Source organism: Pseudoalteromonas sp. S554, from assembly GCF_005930865.1.
GTDB lineage: Bacteria > Pseudomonadota > Gammaproteobacteria > Enterobacterales > Alteromonadaceae > Pseudoalteromonas > Pseudoalteromonas marina.
Genome location: NZ_PNDV01000005.1, coordinates 21899 through 42108, shown reverse-complemented (window position 1 = coordinate 42108; position 20210 = coordinate 21899). Strand labels below are relative to the sequence as shown.

At 40.4% G+C, this 20210-nt stretch carries 16 protein-coding genes; 4 read left to right on the top strand and 12 right to left on the bottom strand.

Annotated features, from left to right (window positions below):
• Nucleotides 1-285: 285 nt before the first annotated feature.
• Nucleotides 286-1257 (top strand): octaprenyl diphosphate synthase, encoded by a 972-nt coding sequence (gene ispB, locus CWB65_RS02625; protein ID WP_008131122.1) that lies wholly within the window; start codon nt 286-288, stop codon nt 1255-1257.
• A gap of 95 nt (nt 1258-1352) precedes the next feature.
• Here ispB and mdh read toward each other — a convergent pair whose 3' ends face one another.
• The gene (mdh, locus tag CWB65_RS02620) at nt 1353-2285 is read right to left on the bottom strand and encodes a malate dehydrogenase (RefSeq protein WP_006794540.1); all 933 of its coding nucleotides are present in this window, start codon (nt 2283-2285) and stop codon (nt 1353-1355) included.
• Nucleotides 2286-2509: 224 nt separating this feature from the next.
• Here mdh and argR point away from each other — a divergent pair, with 224 nt between their 5' ends.
• A complete protein-coding gene (gene argR, locus CWB65_RS02615; RefSeq protein ID WP_006794541.1) occupies nt 2510-2977 on the top strand; it encodes a transcriptional regulator ArgR in 468 nt (155 codons plus the stop codon).
• Here the strand turns inward: argR and CWB65_RS02610 are convergent.
• The 11 genes from CWB65_RS02610 to ampD all read right to left on the bottom strand — a co-directional run bounded on the left by CWB65_RS02610 (nt 2974) and on the right by ampD (nt 18196).
• Nucleotides 2974-3873 carry a Dyp-type peroxidase gene (locus CWB65_RS02610; protein WP_008131120.1) on the bottom strand — a complete coding sequence of 300 codons (900 nt, stop codon included), beginning with the start codon at nt 3871-3873 and terminating at the stop codon, nt 2974-2976. The two genes, argR and CWB65_RS02610, sit on opposite strands and share 4 nt — an antisense overlap.
• A gap of 46 nt (nt 3874-3919) precedes the next feature.
• The gene (locus CWB65_RS02605; RefSeq protein ID WP_138739832.1) at nt 3920-4969 is read right to left on the bottom strand and encodes an ABC transporter ATP-binding protein; all 1050 of its coding nucleotides are present in this window, start codon (nt 4967-4969) and stop codon (nt 3920-3922) included.
• Entirely contained in the window at nt 4970-6601 is a 1632-nt protein-coding gene (locus tag CWB65_RS02600; protein WP_138739831.1) for an ABC transporter permease, read from the bottom strand.
• A complete protein-coding gene (locus CWB65_RS02595; protein ID WP_138739830.1) occupies nt 6601-7605 on the bottom strand; it encodes a Fe(3+) ABC transporter substrate-binding protein in 1005 nt (334 codons plus the stop codon). Before CWB65_RS02595 ends, CWB65_RS02600 begins: the two co-directional genes overlap by 1 nt.
• A gap of 792 nt (nt 7606-8397) precedes the next feature.
• Nucleotides 8398-9090, bottom strand: a complete 693-nt coding sequence (locus tag CWB65_RS02590; protein ID WP_138739829.1) for a tRNA-uridine aminocarboxypropyltransferase — start codon at nt 9088-9090, stop codon at nt 8398-8400.
• A gap of 269 nt (nt 9091-9359) precedes the next feature.
• The gene (gene lpdA, locus CWB65_RS02585; RefSeq protein WP_006794548.1) at nt 9360-10787 is read right to left on the bottom strand and encodes a dihydrolipoyl dehydrogenase; all 1428 of its coding nucleotides are present in this window, start codon (nt 10785-10787) and stop codon (nt 9360-9362) included.
• 175 nt (nt 10788-10962) lie between these two features.
• Nucleotides 10963-12867 carry a pyruvate dehydrogenase complex dihydrolipoyllysine-residue acetyltransferase gene (gene aceF, locus CWB65_RS02580; protein WP_138739828.1) on the bottom strand — a complete coding sequence of 635 codons (1905 nt, stop codon included), beginning with the start codon at nt 12865-12867 and terminating at the stop codon, nt 10963-10965.
• A 10-nt stretch (nt 12868-12877) separates the two neighbouring features.
• Nucleotides 12878-15544, bottom strand: coding sequence for a pyruvate dehydrogenase (acetyl-transferring), homodimeric type (gene aceE, locus CWB65_RS02575; protein ID WP_138739827.1), 2667 nt, complete (start codon nt 15542-15544; stop codon nt 12878-12880).
• Nucleotides 15545-15634: 90 nt separating this feature from the next.
• Entirely contained in the window at nt 15635-16384 is a 750-nt protein-coding gene (pdhR, locus tag CWB65_RS02570) for a pyruvate dehydrogenase complex transcriptional repressor PdhR (RefSeq protein WP_006794551.1), read from the bottom strand.
• Nucleotides 16385-16776: 392 nt separating this feature from the next.
• Entirely contained in the window at nt 16777-17628 is an 852-nt protein-coding gene (ampE, locus tag CWB65_RS02565; RefSeq protein ID WP_008131099.1) for a beta-lactamase regulator AmpE, read from the bottom strand.
• A gap of 13 nt (nt 17629-17641) precedes the next feature.
• Nucleotides 17642-18196: a 1,6-anhydro-N-acetylmuramyl-L-alanine amidase AmpD gene (gene ampD / locus CWB65_RS02560; protein ID WP_008131097.1), complete on the bottom strand. Its 555-nt coding sequence runs from the start codon at nt 18194-18196 to the stop codon at nt 17642-17644.
• Between the two features lie 214 nt (nt 18197-18410).
• On the opposite strand from ampD, the gene nadC reads away from it, so the two are divergent.
• Together nadC and CWB65_RS02550 are read left to right on the top strand one after the other, a co-directional pair.
• The gene (gene nadC / locus CWB65_RS02555) at nt 18411-19256 is read left to right on the top strand and encodes a carboxylating nicotinate-nucleotide diphosphorylase (protein ID WP_138739826.1); all 846 of its coding nucleotides are present in this window, start codon (nt 18411-18413) and stop codon (nt 19254-19256) included.
• Between the two features lie 474 nt (nt 19257-19730).
• Nucleotides 19731-20195 (top strand): pilin, encoded by a 465-nt coding sequence (locus CWB65_RS02550; protein WP_138739825.1) that lies wholly within the window; start codon nt 19731-19733, stop codon nt 20193-20195.
• Nucleotides 20196-20210: the final 15 nt, after the last annotated feature.

Genomic DNA, 20210 nt, shown 5'->3' with positions numbered 1-20210 from the left:
AATTCAATATTTTCTCTATTTTATATTAATTAAGCCTTTTGCCAAGCGCTTTTTAACTCTTTGCAAAAATAACCCTACTAATAAAATTGCAACCTGCGTCGACCATTATTCAAACTCAAAAACCACCTTTCATCGTCTAATAATTAAACACATTTGTGATTGAATTAAGCACTTATTAAGCACTTTAGGTAGGTTTTTTAAATCAATCGTCACAAAATATCGAGCTAGTGCGTTTTTTGTTGTACAATCTGCGCCGTTCACACATAAAAATTGGCTCGGAGATCAATGGATATAAAAGCTATCCAGGCGTTAATAGAAAGCGATATGAATGACGTCAATCAACTTATACATGCGCAAATGCGCTCAGAGGTGGCGTTAGTAAACCAACTTGGTTTATACATAGTTAATAGCGGCGGCAAACGCGTTCGCCCTATGTTGGCTATTTTAGCTGCCAAAGCGCTAGGATATACTGGTAAAGACCACATTACACTTGCGACCATTGTTGAGTTTATTCACACCGCGACCTTATTACACGACGACGTTGTTGATGAGTCAAACTTACGCCGAGGCACCCCGACCGCTAACGCTGAATTTGGTAATGCTGCTAGCGTATTAGTTGGCGACTTTATATACACGCGCTCATTCCAGTTAATGGTTGGTTTAGGCAAAATGCAAATTATGCAAATACTCGCCGATGCTACCAATATCATTGCTGAAGGTGAAGTGCTGCAACTTATGAATTGCAACGATCCAGACACAACCGAAGCCAGCTACATGCAAGTTATTTACTCCAAAACGGCTAAGCTGTTTGAAGCTGCTACCGGGCTTGCTGCTATTATTACCAACAATGATGAAGCCACGCTCAATGCATTAAACTTATACGGTATGCACTTAGGTACGGCATTTCAACTTGTTGACGATGTGCTTGATTATAACGCCGATGCAGACCAGCTAGGTAAAAATATAGGCGATGATCTAGCCGAAGGTAAGCCTACCCTACCACTTATATATGCAATGCAACACGGTAATGCGCATCAAACACAGTTAATTCGTGATGCCATTGAGCACAGTAATGGTATGGAACATTTAGAAGAGATTTTATCTACGTTAAAACAAACCAATGCGCTTGAGTTTACAATGCAAAAAGCAGAGCTTGAAGCCGATAAAGCAATTGCTTGCTTAGATTTTCTACCAGAATCTGAATACAAGCACGCATTGGTAAGCTTAGCCCGTATAGCCGTTGACCGTGATCACTAGCCTTAACGAGCCTCTTATTCAACATTAAGAGTAAATAACATTCGAGCAACAAAAAAGCCTGCAAATGCAGGCTTTTTTAATGCTCATTCTGGCTATTACGCCATGAAATCAACACCTTCTTTGATGTCTTTTTTCAGTGTTTCAAGCATATCGTTCTTCGCTTTTTCTTCAAACGCGCTTAGCTCGCCGTAAGAAAGAATTTCTTCAACGCCGTTTTTACCTAAACGTACTGGGTGTGCAAAATACTCTGCATCCCCATCTTCAACAGCAACGTATGCGTAATCTACAACATCTTCACCTTGTAGGCCTTTAACTAAAGACATACAAAAACGTGCTGCAGCAGCACCCATTGATAATGTAGCTGAACCACCACCTGCTTTAGCGTTTACTACTTCAGTACCTGCATTTTGGATACGTGGAGTAAGTGCTGCAACTTCGTCTTCAGTGAAAGTTACGCCTTCCACTTGAGAAAGTAGAGGAAGAATAGTTGTGCCAGAGTGACCACCAATTACTGGTACTTTAACTGTAGCAACGTCTACGCCTTTAAGTTCAGCAACAAATGCTTCTGAACGAATCACGTCAAGCGTAGTAATACCAAATACACGGCTTGCATCGTATGTGCCTGCTTTTTTGAACACTTCAGCAACAATCGGTACTGTGCCGTTTACTGGGTTCGTAATGATACCCACAAGTGCTTTAGGACAACTAGCTACAATGCCTTCAGCTAGTGTTTTAATGATACCGGCATTTACGTTAAATAAATCTGCACGATCCATACCTGGTTTACGTGGCATACCCGCTGGGATTAAAACAATATCAGCACCGTCAAGCGCTTTGTTTAAATCGTCTGCGCCAAAACCTGCTACTTTAACATCAGTTGGGATGTGTGATAGGTCAACAGCAACACCTGGTACAACTGGTGCAACATCGTAAAGTGATAATTCAGAACCAGCTGGTAAGCCTGTTTTTAATAGTAAAGACAATGCTTGACCGATACCGCCTGCAGCACCTAATACAGCAACTTTCATTGGAATTCTCCGTCATTTGAGGTAGGAAATACTTGTGGCCCTTAAGATAATGAAATTAGCGCCTAAAAACAAATTTATCGGGCCTATTTTGCGATATTTTCGACCATAGTTGTAAACTTTGGTGGTTTATCGCATCAAACTGTCAAGTTGACTAAACAACTGCTGCATAATTATTCATTTTTGTGTAGTATTTACAGCATAAATAACAATAATGAATAAAGACTATGCAACCTCAAGATAAACAAGAAGCATTGGTAAAAGCGTTTAAATCACTTTTAAAAGAAGAAAACTTTGGCTCTCAGGGCGAGATAGTTGATGCGCTTAAAGAGCAAGGCTTTGACAATATAAGCCAGAGTAAAGTGTCACGCATGTTAAGTAAGTTTGGTGCTGTGCGAACCCGCAACGCTAAACAAGAAATGGTTTACTGCCTACCCGCTGAAATGGGAGTGCCGACAGCTAAAAGCCCATTACGCCAGTTAGTCATTGATATTATGCATAATGAAATGATGATCATTATTCGCACCAGCCCAGGCGCTGCGCAGCTTATTGCCCGCTTACTTGACTCGTTAGGAAAGGCCGATGGTGTATTAGGTACTATTGCCGGAGACGATACTATATTTATTGCTCCAGCAAAAATTTCTGAAATAGATGTCACACTTGAACGTGTACGTATTTTGTTTGATACGGTTTAAATTTGCTTTAAAAACCCAACTGAGGGGGCAAAAAAAGCTGACCCCATATCGGCTTGAGTAAAATCAAGCCAATGATCGTAACACTCCCCCTCTCCTAAACGGCTATTTAATACAGCCTCAAATGCAGTACCAGTACTTGCGCAGCTTATGCATAACATACCTTGCTCATAAACATCGCCATAAGGCATGCTTTGATTCAACAAAAGGGGTTGCCCCTCTTCATCTTTTAACTCACTACGCGTGGCATGACTGGTATTTAATGCTGGGGTTATAAGCGTATTATCAAGTCGTGTACGGCCCATAATTTGCTCTTGCTCACTGAGCGATAAGTGCTGCCAAACAGTTAAGTCGTGTTTATAGCGCTGAACATGAATATAACTTCCCTGATCTTCAAAACAACCAGGTTTATTAATTAAAGCAGTTGAACGCTTTTTTCTTCCATGTGGCATATCACCACCATAAATAAAACCATTAAAATCTCGGCCATCTAAAAAACGAAAGTTACGTATTTGCTCCACCAGCTCTACATCAGGTGCAAAAAGCTTTAAAACTTGCAATGCAAATAAGTGGTTTACGTCTTCTCTGTCTGAACGCACCTGCACAAACAAGTCGCACGGCTGAACACTCATTTGGTGATCTGGATGATTTATATTAGGAAAGCTTTGCAACTCACTAGGAATATACTCAGGAAGAATATGAGGCCAATATTGGGCGCCAATGGCAACAACGCACGACAACATCGACTCTGAAAACTGATCATTAAACTCTTCTTCGATTGCGCTTACTTGTTTTAATTTAGCGCGCAATGATTCGTCTTGACCATCAAACACATTAAAAAATAAATGCAAACCATGCAGGTTTGCTTCAGCACAAATCCCAGATTGCGCTTGCGCCATTGTTATTCCTCAGTTTTACAGATATAAACACAGTGAATGACATTAATTATGATTCAAAAAAATTCACTGTGTGGGGTTTTATTTTTATTATAACCTGCTCATTGATTTCAAATGATTGGCCATATTGCGCTTCAACTTCAAGCGTTTGTTCGGCTATAACAACTTTATAAACATACGCAGAGCCAATAAAGCGACGACTTAATATTGTAGCCCGTTTACTGAGTTTGTCACTTTGACACTCTTGCACAAGTTCAATTTGGTGAGGTCGCACATATAACTCACCACTACATGGATAGCAGCTCGTTTGCATATCTGACTCAACGGTGCCAAAAGGTGTTTTATATTCAGTAGCCGTTAATGCTTCTGCGGATAAGTATATGCCTTGACCTAGAAACTCTGCAACCACCTTTGACCTAGGAGCAGCAAAAAGCTGCTCTGGCGTGCCTTGTTGGGCAATACTACCGCGATCCATAATGGCAAGCGTATCAGAAAAAGCAAAAGCCTCTTCTTTTGAATGGGTAACAAATACCGCTGATACTTGTTGCGCCTTAATAATACGGCGAATATCTGCAATTAATTCAAAACGAACTTGGGTATCTATATTTGAAAACGGCTCATCAAGAAGTAGTAAACTTGGTTTATAAGCCAACGCACGGGCAATCGCAACGCGTTGCTGCTGCCCACCAGAAAGCTGGTGAGGAAATCTATCTGCGCAACCAGACAAATGCACTAACTGAAGCATTTCATCCACACGCTGTTGTTTTTCGGATTGGCTCATTTTACCTAACCCAAATGCAATGTTATTTGCTACGCTTAGATGAGGAAACAACGCGTAATCTTGAAACATCATACCTATATTTCGGTGCTCTGGTGCAATAAATGTTGACTCATCACTTACCAGCTTGCCATCTATAAATACACTTCCATGCTTGGCCTCAACTAAGCCTGCAATGGCTTTTAATGTGGTGGTTTTACCGCAGCCACTGGCACCAAGCAAGCATACAATCTCATCTTTACCCACGGTTAAGTCTAAGTTTTCGATCACCTTTGTACCGTTATAGTGATAGCTGACACCTTGCAAAATTAAACTACTCATTTAAGTGTGTTGCTCCATAGAACGATTAATAAAATACAAGGGGATAAATCCAACAATAACAATAGATAAAGCAGATATAGAAGCCAGCTCTAACTGCTCATCACTCACGTACTGAAAAACATGCGTTGCCAGGCTTTCAAAGTTAAATGGTCTGAGTAATAACGCAGCAGGAAGTTCTTTCATGCATTCAATAAAAACGAGTAAGGCAGCTGTCAGTAAGCCTCTTCTTAATAAAGGTAGGTGCACTAAACGCAATGTTTGGCCTTGGCTTTTACCCATAGACTGGCTTGCCATATCAAGTGATGGACTAATACGCACAAAGCTCGACTCTATCGCTCCGTGAGCAATGGCATAAAACCGAACGACATAAGCAATCACAATAGTAAACACACTGCCTGTTAGTAACAAACCTATGTCTAAATTATAAGGCTCTAATACATTATTAATACTACTTTCTAACAGTGTTAGAGGTAATAAAACGGCAATTGCTAATACGGTGCCAGGCAGTGCATAGCCCGTACTCGCTAGTCGCCCAGGAACGAGAGGGTAAGACTGTGTTGCTATACGCTGATAAAAAACAACAAAAACACCTAATGCAATTGTTATTACGCTCACAACGCCTGCCACTTTTAGGCTTTGCCACGCATAATTAAAAAACTCAGCACTCCATGCTTTTTCAAAGTAGGTAATGGCGTAATTAAGTAATACTGCAATCGGGATCACAAAAGATACAAGTAAAACCGTGCCACAAAATGCCGTTGCTAACCAAGCCGACTTTCCCTTTAAAATATAAAGTGCTTCACTATTTAAGCCCGATTGGCGTTCAAATACAGCTTGATTACGACGACTAAAGCGCTCTGCCATAAGCGCTAAAAATAGAAGTAACAGCATGACACCTGATATTTTTGCAGCAGCAGTCAAGGAGTAATAACCAAACCATGTATCGTATACCGCGGTTGTGAGCGTGCTAACAGCAAAATAACTTACTGTTGCAAAATCGGCCATTGTTTCCATACTAATAAGCGCAAGGGCGGCAACAATAGAACCACGAGATAATATAAGACTCACTTTAAAAAAACTTTTAGTTGGGGAAAGTCCCATTAGTTGACTTGCCTGTACCAATTTAAAAGACTGCTCTCTCAAAGCCGTTTTAAAAATTAAAAATAAGTATGGGTAAAGCACCAAGGCAATCATGACTATTGCGCCAGGCAGGGTACGTATATCAAAAAACCAATAGTCACTGGGAGATTGCCAGCCAAACCACTCCCTTAGAGTTATTTGCACGGGTCCTGCGTAATCAAGTAAATCAGTATACACGTAGGCAATAATGTAAGTAGGCATAGCAAGGGGCAGCATGAGCGCCCATTCAAAATGTTTTTTACCGGGAAAGTTACAATAAGCAGTTAGCCAACCAAGTGGCAACGCGATAACACTACTGAGTGCACACACACCCAATATAAGTAGTACAGTATTAGAAATGTAATCCCAAAGCACAGTGTCCCAAAGGTGAGTAAAAACCTCTGAGTTGCCTTGTAGCGATTCAAAAAGAAGGAAGAACAACGGGGCCGACAAAACTAAACCTGTCGACCACGCGAATAGCTGCCATTTAGACAGCTTAAATTTATAAGTCATTAAAGATCGAACTTCACCTCATCAATTAACTTAAGCGCTAACGGACGATATTTACTGATCTCATCAAGTGGCAAGCTATCTTCTTTAAAGCTGCCCCATGATGCAACCAAACTGGATAATTGCACACCAGGCTTAACTGGGTATTCCATATTAAGCGATGCATACATGTTTTGCGCTTTATTGTCGGTCATATACTCTATGAGTTTCAAGGCATTTTCAGGGTTTTTAGCATATTTAGTAATAACGGCCCCCGAAACATTAATATGTGAACCACGATTAATTTGATTAGGAAAATTAATGTGTACCGCCTCAGCCCATGTTTTTTGTTCTTCGTCTTGCAACATTTTACCTAAGTAGTAACTATTGCCTAACGCAAGATTACATAGCCCCTCTTTAACGGCTTTAACTTGAGCACGGTCATTGCCTTGTGGTTTACGTGCTAAATTAGCCTTGACGCCTTCAAGCCATGTTTTAGTTTGCGCTTCACCGTGATGCGCAATCATTGAAGCAACTAACCCTAGGTTATACGGATGTTTACCTGAACGAGTACAAATTTGCCCTTTATACTTTGGATCGGCTAGTTCTTCGTAAGTGAACTTTGGTAATGCGCCCAAACGATCTTTCGACGAATATACATTTCGCACGCGTTTTGTAAGCGCAACCCATTGACCATCTCCATCTCGAAAAGCAGAAGGTACGTTAGCATTTACATTAGTGCTATTAATTGTTTGAGTTAAGTTTAAATCTTCCAATTGAATGAGTGCACTAAAATTAGAAGTAAGAACTAAATCAGCTTTACTATGTTTACCTTCGCGTTTTACACGCTCGATTAAGCCTTTTTTAGCAAACACAACATTTGTTTTAATACCGGTTTGTTTTGTAAAATCGTCTAAAATAGGTTGTATTAAAAAAGGTTGGCGAAAAGAGTAAATATTAACAACATCATTTGCAAAGGCTGGCGCCGATACGATAAATCCTAAAGCGATAGCGAGTGTTTTCTTCATTATTCCACCTAAATAGTAATTATTATCAATAATTCTACCGTGAACAGTTAAAAAGTGCACACCCTAAATACCCATAAATACTAAAAAAGCGTCCAAAACAGAAATACCCTGTAAGAGATATCTCACGGAAGTGGCAGCTTATAAGTAAAACACCGATTAAAAACCTACCAAAAAAAACATAAGCCATTGATATTAAGTAACTATATAATATTTAACAATAATAATACATAAACTATTTAGCGTTTTTGTCCTACTTTAGTTGGACCATCCACCTATAATTAACACATCAACTAAGCAATGACGCTTAACGAGTAAAAGGACAGGGATTAATTACTCGCAAACCAGTGACTGGTTATTAAGGATAACACGGAGTTAGGACAGGCTCAGGATGAGTATCGCAACGGAGTGTTAATAAACGGACAGCATCAGGAAGATGCATAAAGGAGTGCAACATTGGAGTGTTGCTTAACAGGAAGTTGAAGGAATATAAAGGACAGGCCTTAACAGGCAACACAATGGACTGATAACAACACGGAAGCACTAGGACATGCAAATGAAGGATTTGGTAATAGGTTTTACCGCAACAGGACGTTTAGGAATAAAGGAGATAAGCCCGGATTGGCTTATATTGCATAGAACTAAAAAGTAATATAGCAATAAACATGGAACAGTAAAAATTGGAGTTGATTAAGTTCAATTGCAGGATGCAGAAAATTAGAAGATTCCGCAAGCGCGCCTAGAGATAGAGCGCGCTTTTCTTTGCCCTAAATTTAATACTCATTACAATCGGTATTAGAGAGACTCTGGTCTACCTTTATTTCGTTTTCCCATAAGATACGCATCTCTAAACTTTATAAAGTGATCCTCAAGCTTTTTAGCTGCATCCATTTCACCCGCGAGTGCTAGCACTAAAATACCTACTTCAGCTGTGCCTAATTGATGCGCATGAGGCGCAACTCGTAAGCGATAATCTGATAACTTATCAGCTGTAATAGACAATACGGGCAAGTTATCTAAATATGGGCTTTTACGAATCATTTTTTTCGCTTCACGCCATGTACCATCTAAAAATATGAATAGCGGTTTTTTATCAGGCTCAATATTTACTTGCGTAATAGCTCGCCCCTCTTCTACATCCTCAGCAGGAAAAATAACCATTGGCTGATATTGCTCATCATTAATAAGCGCTATTAGCGCATCATCTGGATTAGTTCTATCCCATTTAAAAGCATGGTTATCGGGTATAATTTCGGCAATTAAACGCCCCGTATTTGAAGGTTTAAAACTTTCGTTATGGTACATCAATAAACACACTGCAGCATCGCACTGCGCTTTCTCTACGCCTTCACAAATACAGTAGTGCTTTGCAATTAAGCATTGCTCACAACGTGCTAACTTAGCGCCACGGGCATTAAATTCGCGACGAGATTCACTAATTTGCTGAGCGCGTAATACCAGTACTGAATTATGGGAAGAGTGAGTCACAGTGATTAATTACCTTAAATTTGATCGGCGCATATTGTAGCTAAAAACGTGATGAATAGATATCGGCTATCAGCTATCAGCTATCAGCTATCAGCTATCAGCTATCAGCTATCAGCTATCAGCTATCAGCTATCAGCTATCAGCTATCAGCTCAAAATAAAATGGCATTTTATTAAAGCAAGTTTTGTTTATGTTTAGATTAACAGCTATAAAAACAAAAAACCCAAGCCGAAGCTTGGGTTTTAAAAACGCGTTACTAGTTAAAAAATTTACTTTTTCTTTTTAACTGCTTTTTTGTTTGGTAAATCAGTGATTGAACCTTCAAAAATTTCAGCTGCAAGGCCAATTGATTCGTTCAATGTTGGGTGAGCATGAATAGTAAGTGCTAAGTCTTCACCATCTGCACCCATTTCAATACCTAAACCGATTTCGCCAAGCATTTCGCCCGCGTTAATACCAATCATAGCACCACCAATTATACGGCCGCTTTCTTTATCAAAGATAAGCTTAGTAGAACCCTCAGTACGAGAAGATGCAATTGCACGACCTGAAGCAGCCCACGGGAATACCGCAGTTTCAATGCTTAAACCTTGCTCTTTAGCTTCTTTCTCAGTAACACCTACCCATGCAATTTCTGGGTCAGTGTAGGCAATTGAAGGAATACATTTAGGGTCGAAGAAGTGCTTCTGACCAGAGATAACTTCTGCAGCAACATGACCTTCATGAACCGCTTTATGCGCAAGCATAGGCTGGCCAACTAAGTCACCAATTGCAAAAATATTGCTTACATTAGTACGTAACTGTTTATCAACGTTAATAAAACCACGCTCATCTACATTTACGCCTGCTTTTTCAGCATCAAGTAAATTACCGTTAGGCGTACGACCTACTGCAACAAGTACTTTGTCGTAACGTACTGGCTCAGCTGGTGCATTTTTACCTTCAAATGTAACGTATAAGCCATCGTCTTTCGCTTCAACAGCAACAACTTTAGTTGAAAGCATAACGTTAAACTTATCGCTTACGTATTTTTGGTAAATTTTGATAATATCTTTATCAGCTGCAGGAACTAATTGATCAGCAAATTCTACTACATCAATGGCAGAACCTAATGCGCGGTAAACAGTTCCCATTTCAAGACCGATGATACCACCGCCTAAAACAAGTAGTTTTTCAGGAATATCTTTAAGCTCTAATGCGCCAGTTGAGTCAATTACACGGTCATCTTCTGGGATAAAAGGTAAATTAACTGGTTTTGAACCTGCGGCAATAATAGCATTGTCGAACGTGATAGTAGTTGTACCGTCAGCACCTTCAACAGCTAAAGTGTTGCTACCAGTAAATTTACCATAGCCTGGTACAACTTTAACTTTACGCATTTTAGCCATGCCGTCTAAGCCGCCCGTAAGCTGACCAACAACAGACTCTTTCCAAGAACGGATTTTGTCTAAGTCAATTTGCGGTGCACCAAAAGTAACACCATGAGATGACATTTCTGCAGCGTCATCAATTACTTTAGCTACGTGTAAAAGTGCTTTTGAAGGAATACAACCAACATTAAGACATACGCCGCCTAATGTTTCACGCGATTCTACTAATGTAACTTCTAAGCCCAAGTCAGCAGCACGGAAAGCCGCAGAGTAACCACCAGGACCACCGCCTAGTACAACAACTTGAGTTTTTAATTCGTTGCTCATGCTATTACCTTAATTGTTTGAACGGGACACTGCCCTAAAATTTAACTGCCATGTTTCTGCATGGGCAGAAAATCAGAGCAATTCACAAATAGTGCAAAGATTGTATCATTGCATATAGTAAAAATCCCAGCTAAAAACAACTGGCTGGGATTTGATTTTGTTCATATTGTAGCGATTACATCACTAATTGACGTATGTCGCTCATGTAGCTAGCAAGCGTTGCGGTAAAGCGTGCAGCTAGTGCACCGTCAATCACGCGGTGATCGTACGACATAGACAACGGAACCATTAATTTAGGTTCAAAGTCTTTACCGTTCCACTTAGGTTTCATTTCAGATTTAGATACACCTAAAATAGCAACCTCTGGTGCGTTAACAATTGGCGTAAATGCCGTACCACCAATACCGCCTAAACTTGAAATAGTAAAACAACCGCCTTGCATATCAGATGACGTTAACTTACCTTCACGCGCTTTTTTAGACACTTCCATTAGCTCACGAGATAGCTCAATAATGCCTTTTTTGTCCACGTCTTTAAACACTGGAACAACTAAGCCATTAGGCGTATCTACCGCAACACCAATATTAATGTACTTTTTAAGAATCAAGCTTTCGCCATCTTCAGACAGCGACGAGTTAAACGTTGGGAACTCAGCAAGTACTTTAGCCGCAGCTTTCATCACAAACACTAGTGGTGTGATTTTAACGCCAAGCTTTTTCTTCTCGCTTAAAACGTTTTGTTCTTTACGGAATACTTCAAGGCTTGTGATATCTGCTTCGTCAAACTGTGTAACATGCGGTATTTGTACCCAGTTACGGTGTAAGTTTTTACCCGATAGCTTTTGGATGCGAGACAGTTTTTTCTCTTCAATTTCACCAAATTTAGCAAAATCTACTTTTGGCCAAGGAATTAAGCCAAGCTCACTGCCACCAGCATTACCTGCTGATGCTGAAACTTGACCAGACTCAACTTGCTTCACTAAGCTTTTAACATAGTTTTGCACGTCTTCTTTAACCACACGGTTTTTACGACCCGTGCCTTTTACGTTCGCTAAGTTAATACCAAACTCACGTGCTAAACGACGAACAACTGGCGATGCATGAGCATACGCGCTATTGTTTTCAAAACTTTCGTTGCTAACTTTAGCGGCAGGTGCAGCCTGTGCTGGCGCAGACTCGGTTTTTGCAGGTGCCGCCGCTGGCTTTTGTTCAGCAGGTGCTGAAGCTTTTGCAGGTGCACTGCCTGCAACTTCAAATACAAAAATAAGTGAACCGGTTTTTACTTTATCGCCCGCTGCTACTTTAATTTCTTTAACTGTGCCTGCAAATGGCGCTGGTACTTCCATAGCCGCTTTGTCGCCTTCAACGTTTAAGATAGATTGCTCTTCTTCAACGGTATCGCCAACAGCAACCATGATTTCAGTTACTTCAACTTCGTCGTCGCCAATGTCAGGTACGTTTACTTCTTTTGTGCTTGGCTCGGCGCTTTGAGCAGTCTCTGCTGGCGCAGATTCTTGCTTAGGCGCATCTGATGCTGGTGCGCTCGAACCTGCAACTTCAAAAACAAATACTAATGAACCTGTTTTTACTGTATCGCCAGTAGCTACTTTTATTTCTTTTACAGTACCAGCAAACGGTGCTGGTACTTCCATAGCCGCTTTGTCGCCTTCAACGTTTAAGATAGATTGCTCTTCTTCAACGGTATCGCCAACAGCAACCATGATTTCTGTTACTTCAACTTCGTCATCACCAATGTCTGGTACGGTTACTTCTTTAGTTGAAGAACCTGAAGCGCGAGCTGGTGCTGCCGATTCAGCGGGTGCTTCAGGTGCTGAATCAGCACCTGCGCTTTCGCCTTCAAATATAAATACTAAAGAGCCCGTTGTTACTGTATCGCCAACATTTACTTTAATTTCTTTTACGGTACCCGCTTGCGCAGCAGGTACTTCCATTGAGGCTTTGTCGCCTTCAACTGTCAGTAAAGATTGGTCAACATCTACTTTGTCACCAACGCTTACTAAGATTTCGGTTACTTCTACGTCATCGCCACCGATATCTGGAACATTAATTTCAATACTCATTGCAAACCTCTTATGCGTACAGTGGGTTTAGTTTATTTGTGTCGATGTCGAATTTCTTAAGCGCGTCAACAACAACAGACTTTTCAACTTCACCGCGTTTAGCAAGTTCAGATAACGTAGCAACAACCACGTAGCTTGCGTTAACTTCAAAATGACGACGTAAGTTTTCACGGCTATCAGAACGACCGTAACCATCTGTACCTAACACTTTATAGTTGCTGCTAGGAATAAATGAACGCGCTTGTTCTGCGTAGTTTTTCATGTAATCGGTAGCGGCAACAGTTACTGAGTCGTTTAATACGCTCGTGATGTAAGCTGTTTTTTGCTCGCTTTCAGGGTTAAGCATGTTGAAGCGCTCAACATCTTGACCATCACGCGTAAGCTCATTGAATGACGTTACAGAGTAAACGTCTGATGCAATACCGTAATCATCACTTAAAATTGCAGCCGCTTTACGCACTTCAGTCATGATAGTACCTGAGCTTAATAGCTGTACGTTGGCTTTTTTACCTTCGTAGCTTTCAAGCTTATAAATACCTTTACGAATACCTTCTTCAGCACCTTCTGGCATAGCTGGCTGATGGTAGTTTTCGTTCATTAGCGTTAGGTAGTAGTAAATATTTTCTTGGTCGTCACCGTACATACGACGAATACCATCTTGTACAATTACGGCAACTTCAAATGCGTAAGTCGGGTCGTAAGAAATACAGTTAGGAACCGTATTTGCAAGAATATGGCTGTGACCATCTTCGTGCTGTAAACCTTCACCATTTAGCGTAGTACGACCAGCCGTAGCACCTAGCAAGAAACCACGTGCTTGTTGGTCACCCGCCATCCATGCCATGTCGCCAACACGTTGGAAACCGAACATAGAGTAGTAAATGTAGAATGGGATCATTGGTAAATCGTTAGTGCTGTATGATGTTGCAGCAGCAACCCATGACGACATTGCACCTAACTCATTAATACCCTCTTGAAGTACTTGCCCTGATGTAGCTTCTTTATAATAAGAAACAATATCACGATCCTGAGGGGTGTAGTTTTGGCCATGTGGGTTGTAAATACCAATTTGACGGAATAAACCTTCCATACCAAAGGTACGCGCTTCATCGGCAATAATTGGTACAATGTTTTTACCGATACCTTTGTCTTTCAATAAAATATTAAGTGCACGAACAAAGCCCATTGTGGTTGAAATATCACGTTTTTGCTCTTCAAGTAGTGGCTTAAATGCTGCTACTTCTGGCAACTGTAATTTTTCAGAAAACTTAGCTATACGTGTTGGTGTATAACCTTCTAAGTCTTTACGACGAGCGTGTAAGTACTTGTACTCTTCAGAGCTTTCATCAAGCTCCAAGTATGGTAAGTCTTTAATTGCTTCTTCAGAGACTAAGTCTTGTAGGCCTAAACGGTCACGTAGGTGTTCAACATGGCTCATGTCCATTTTTTTCACTTGGTGCGCAATGTTTTTACCTTCAGCTGCTTCACCCATACCGTAACCTTTTACAGTTTTGGCAAGTATCACAGTAGGACGGTCGTTAGTTTGCTCGGCCTTTTTAAATGCAGCATAAAGTTTTGATGGTTCATGACCACCACGCTTAAGCGCAAAAATTTCGTCATCCGTCATATCTGCAACAAGGGCTGCTGTTTCCGGATAACGGCCAAAGAAATGCTCACGAACGTACGCGCCATCTTTTGCTTTATATGTTTGGTAATCACCGTCAATTGTTTCGTTCATCAATTGTAGTAATTTACCTGTTGTATCTTTAGCTAGCAGAATATCCCAACCGCTTCCCCATACAACTTTAATTACGTTCCAACCTGCGCCTTTAAATAGGCCTTCAAGTTCTTGAATAATTTTGCCATTACCCATTACTGGGCCATCTAGACGCTGTAAGTTACAGTTAATTAAGTAACATAGGTTGTCTAGCTTTTCACGTGCAGCAAAAGAGATTGCGCCGCGTGATTCTGGCTCATCCATTTCACCATCACCTAAAAACGCGTATACACGTTGGTTTTTAGTGTCTTTTAAGCCACGGCCGTCTAGGTATTTTAAGAAACGCGCTTGGTAAATAGATGCAATTGGACCTAAACCCATTGATACTGTAGGGAACTGCCAAAATTCAGGCATTAATTTAGGGTGTGGGTACGACGGTAAACCTTTACCATCAACTTCTTGGCGGAAGTTGTCTAGTTGAGCTGCGCTTAAACGGCCTTCAACAAATGCACGCGCGTAAATACCCGGAGAAATATGACCTTGGTAATAAACTAAGTCACCACCGTCTACCTCGTTTGGCGCTTTAAAAAAATGGTTAAAACACACTTCATAAAATGCTGCTGACGATTGGTAAGACGCCATATGGCCGCCTAAGTCGAGATCTTTTTTAGATGCACGCAGAACGATCATAATCGCGTTCCAACGAATAATTGAACGAATACGGCGTTCAAGGTTCACATCACCTGGATAAGCAGGTTCTTGATCTACAGGAATAGTATTAACGTAGTTCGTGGTAATACCCGTTGGCATATCAACGCCGTCTAAGCGGGCTTGCTCTAATACTTGCTCAAGTAAGTACTGAGCTCGTTCAACACCTTCTTCGCGCACAACTGATTCAAGAGCTTGTAACCACTCTTGTGTTTCTAGCGCGTCTACGTCAATTTTATTGACTTCAGACATATGGAGGTTTCCTTATGTTTAAAATACGAATGTTGTTAATTTAATACAACTGATACTTAAGTTAGTGTGTTCAAGTAATAGAGTATTAGCTTAATTTTGTTTTGTGCGTCTTAAACTACGTTCAATTCGCGAATATTCTTTGCCCGCTTCAAGTAATGCTTCTTCAATAAACGCTAAATGCGCATTACTTGCTAAACGAGCTTGCTCTGGATTGCCGTCAATAACCGCATCCATTAACAAACGCCTGTGCTCGGCTAACTGACTGCTAATATCAGGTTTTTCTAATAAAACCGTTAAATTTTGCAATACGTTTTGCTCAAGCAGCGCCTGCATACCTCTCACCAAGTGCAATAACACAACATTATGTGAGGCCTCAGCCACACTAAAATGAAAGGCATTAATTGCTTTTGCTTTTTGCTGTAGGTCATCATGCGAAAGCGCAATTTTATCAAAGCTTTGTTTTACTTTAGTAAAATCGTTACTTGTACCTCGCAGTGCTGCGTAGTAAGCAGCAATACCTTCTAAAGCATGACGAAATTCGAGCAAATCAAATTGTGACTCAGGGTGTTTACTTATCAGTTCAAACAACGGATCAGTTAACCCTTCTTCCAGCTGATTTTTTACAAACGTACCACCGCCTTGACGACGCGTAACTAGCCCTTTTGCTTCTAACTTTTGAATGGCCTCGCGCAGCGAAGGACGAGACACTTCAAACTGTTTTGCTAGTTCACGCTCTGGAGGCAGCTTTTCTCCTGGTGCTAACGATCCCTCAAGAATCATATTCTCAAGTTGCTGTAAAATAACATCAGATAGTTTTGCTGCTTTAATCTTTAAAGACATGAATCAACGTCCGCGTTGTATAAATACCAAGCCCTAAAACTGGAGCTTAAAGTTATAAGATTTACCCAAAAGGTAAATTGGTCATACCAAGAATTTGCAATACGTTATCAAAAACCCATATGGCTGTCAATTTACAGGTTACTTGTACGGGGATATTAGCGTAACGCATTTTTAACGAAGATCAAACAATACACAATATAGCTTAGTTTTGAGAAGCTAGTAAGGTGGCCATTCAAATGGTCTGACCAGATAAGTTTAGAGTTTTAACTCTATTTTAGGGGGAGGTTTAATCGCTATGTTTAAAACGTTTTAAATAGGCAAGGAAGCCAAAACCAAAGCACTTTAGCGTAAATAAGTGCTTTGCCTTTAAATTGGCTTCAAAAAATAAGGTGTTAAGACAAACCGCCAAACAAAGTAAGTAATGCAATTAAAACTAAATAAAATAGTACATTACGCTTAACTAACTTAATCATACACGTTGCCTCGTAAGTGCAACCGTAATAACGCTTTTCTACTTGCTCTGCTGCAAGCGCAGTATAAGTGACGACCTTTCGGTTAGGGCTTGAAAAATCAAGCGCGTAGTGTAACCAGCAGCTCGTTCCTTTATTAAAGTTACCAATTACTAAGTAACCAAAACTCGCTATACGTGCCGGTAACCAATCTAACCAAAACAGTAATTTATGTATTAACTTAAAATGTTTAGCAAATATCACTTTGTGGTTATCTCGCACTAAATCGGCAAAGGTACGTACAAGGGCATATAAAACAGCACCCGGCGCACCTAAAACAACAAACCAAAAAATAACTGCACAGTAAAACCTAAAATTTACCCAAGCAAGTGTTTGCCCAAAGGTTTCACCGCCTTTTTGATCTTCAGTACGTTTTTGCCCCATTTGCAATGCATATAAAGACGCCGCGGTACCATCATCGCGTGTAAGTGCGTTTAAATACGCTTTATATAAAGCACGTTGCTTTGCACAGCCAAAGCAAACAAGTAAAACAGCAATATTAATGGCCAACTCCCACAAAACAAATTCCGACAAGTTGTAAATACACGCCATAGCTACTACAGGTAAAAATAGCCAAATTAAAAAACCCATTGCCGAACTAAATAAACCGTTACTGGCAAGTAAGCGGTTGGAGCGTTTTAAATAGCCATTAGCGTAATAGCTTATTTGCCAATAGTTAGCTCGCGCCCCTAAACGCTCTAAAATTAACGCTAAAATAATAGAAACTAAAATCATGATAGTGACTCTCTCAGCTTGGTTGCTCAAGCATATTTAAAAATAATGGCCAGTTAAAACTACTGCCGGGGTCTGTTTTGCGACCGGGTGCAATATCGCAGTGCCCCACAATACGCGAAGAGGTAATTTTGGGATAGCGCTGCATTACAGATTTACTTAAATTACATAACGAGGCGTACTGAGCGCGAGTATAAGCAGCTGTATCGGTACCTTCAAGCTCAATACCAACACTGTAATTATTGCACGCAGTTTGTCCTTCATATTCAGATACGCCGGCATGCCAAGCACGCTTGTTAAATGGCACGTATTGAATCACCTCACCAGTGCGTTTAATAAAGCAATGCGCTGATACACGCAGCCCTTTTAAATCACTAAAACTTGTATGGGCATTGCAATCAATACACCCCATAAATAAATCATCCACAAAGGGGGTACCAAACTGCCCTGCGGGGAGTGAAATATTATGAATGACCAACAAGGTAATATCTGTGTGTTCTGGGCGCTCATCATAGTGCGTGCATGCGCGCTGTTGCGCCGTTAATAACACTCCATTTAAATCAATTGCCATTACATTTATACCAAACTATTCATAACCTTGATGCTAAAGGATTTATAAAAATAATGATAGTAACCAAGCCTCACCTAGGTAGGTAGGGAATTATAAGCTGCTTATATTTTGGTATTAAAGCTCTCAGCTATGCTCTAATGATTAAAAGCGCTTCTATTCATTATTTAAACATAGTAAAATTTTCTTTAATTTATTAATGCTTATGAGCCTTCATATGTCAATTTCGCACACGCTTATTACTCAACTTGTCACCCTCGCCTTAGATGAAGATCTAAATTATCACTCAGTACAAGACGGCGACATTACCGCGCAGCTTATTCCACAAAACGAGCACGCAAATGCTAAAGTAATTACCCGCGAAGACTGCGTTTTTTGCGGGAAAGACATCATTATAGAAGTGTTTAAACAAGTAGATCCAAGCGTTGAAGTAAACGTATTAGTAAATGATGGCGACTTTGTGCCAGCAAATAGCACCTTATTTACAGCTAAGGGCTCTGCCCGTGCTATTTTAACTGCGGAGCGTACCGCGCTTAACTTTGTACAAACGCTTTCGGGTACCGCAACCACAACTGCAAATTATGTAAAAGAGCTTAGCGGCACCACAACCCAGCTGCTCGATACCCGTAAAACAATACCAGGACTCAGACTACTGCAAAAATACGCTGTAAAATGCGGCGGCGGTGCAAATCACCGTATAGGCTTATTTGATGCGTTTTTAATTAAAGAAAACCATATAGCAGCGTGTGGCGGAATTGATAAAGCAGTCGCACAAGCCAAGCAAAACCACCCTACAAAACCCGTAGAAGTAGAGGTTGAATCGTTAAGTGAACTTGAGCAAGCCATTAATGCAGGCGCCGATATAATCATGCTCGACAATTTTAGCGTTGAACAAATTCAGCAAGCTGTGGTCACTACTAATAAGCGCGCTAAATTAGAGGTTTCTGGCAATATGACGCTAGAAACGCTTAGAACTTACTCGCAGGCAGGTGTCGACTTTATATCCAGTGGAGCACTTACAAAAAATTTACAATCAATCGATTTATCGATGCGTTTTGTATAATTTTAAGGCTACACTTAAATTACAATAGCGCTAATTGATTGACAAAATAAGTAAAAAGGCATTTAATAACCCAAAAGGCTTACTTTGTAACAATTTGTTAAATAAAGTCGATTTTTGAATAAACTGTAAGTGCTTTAAGCATAAAAAAAGTGTTAGACTAAACCTGTTGTATTACTTTCTTGAAAAGTATAGTAATAAATAACTGCTTTTTGTTTTAATCTTCAAAAAATACCGAAAAGATTAAAGCAAATGGTCAGTATGTTTCCTATATTTAGTCTACTTTGTATTTAGGTAGCCTACGCAAGTTGCAACATAATGAACTCACATTTAGCTTTTGTGTTTCATACCTAAGGCTAAAAGTACGTGAAAATTTATTTTTAAGTAAATCTGTAAAGTTAATCAGGTAAATCAAGTTTGGCACTTTCGCCACTAATCTGACTATCTTGCAAACCATTATCCTTTAGGAGAGGAAACATGAAAACAATGACTCAAAAACAACAGGGTTTCACCCTAATCGAATTGATGATTGTAGTAGCAATCATCGGTATTCTTGCGGCAGTGGCATTACCTGCTTACCAAGATTACACACAAAAGGCTCAGGTTGCTTCTTCTCTAGCTGAAGTTTCAGGTGCTCGCAGCGCATTTGATGTAGCCGTAGCTGAAAACCGCGATAGCGACTTTTATAACGAAAGTAACCTTGGGTTAGCTGATTCTACATCTCGCTGTAGCGGTTTCACAGTAAATGCACCTACAGCTGCTACTGAGGGTGCTGATGCTAGTGGTGGCTCAATTGCTTGTACCATGAAAGGTTCAGGCACCGTCGAAGGAGGAACTATCACCTTAACAAGATCAGCAACCGGCACTTGGGCATGTACGACAACTGTTGAAGCTAAATTAGCACCTGCAACTTGCACAACTGTTAAAGCATCTAATCCATAAGATCATTAAAGATTG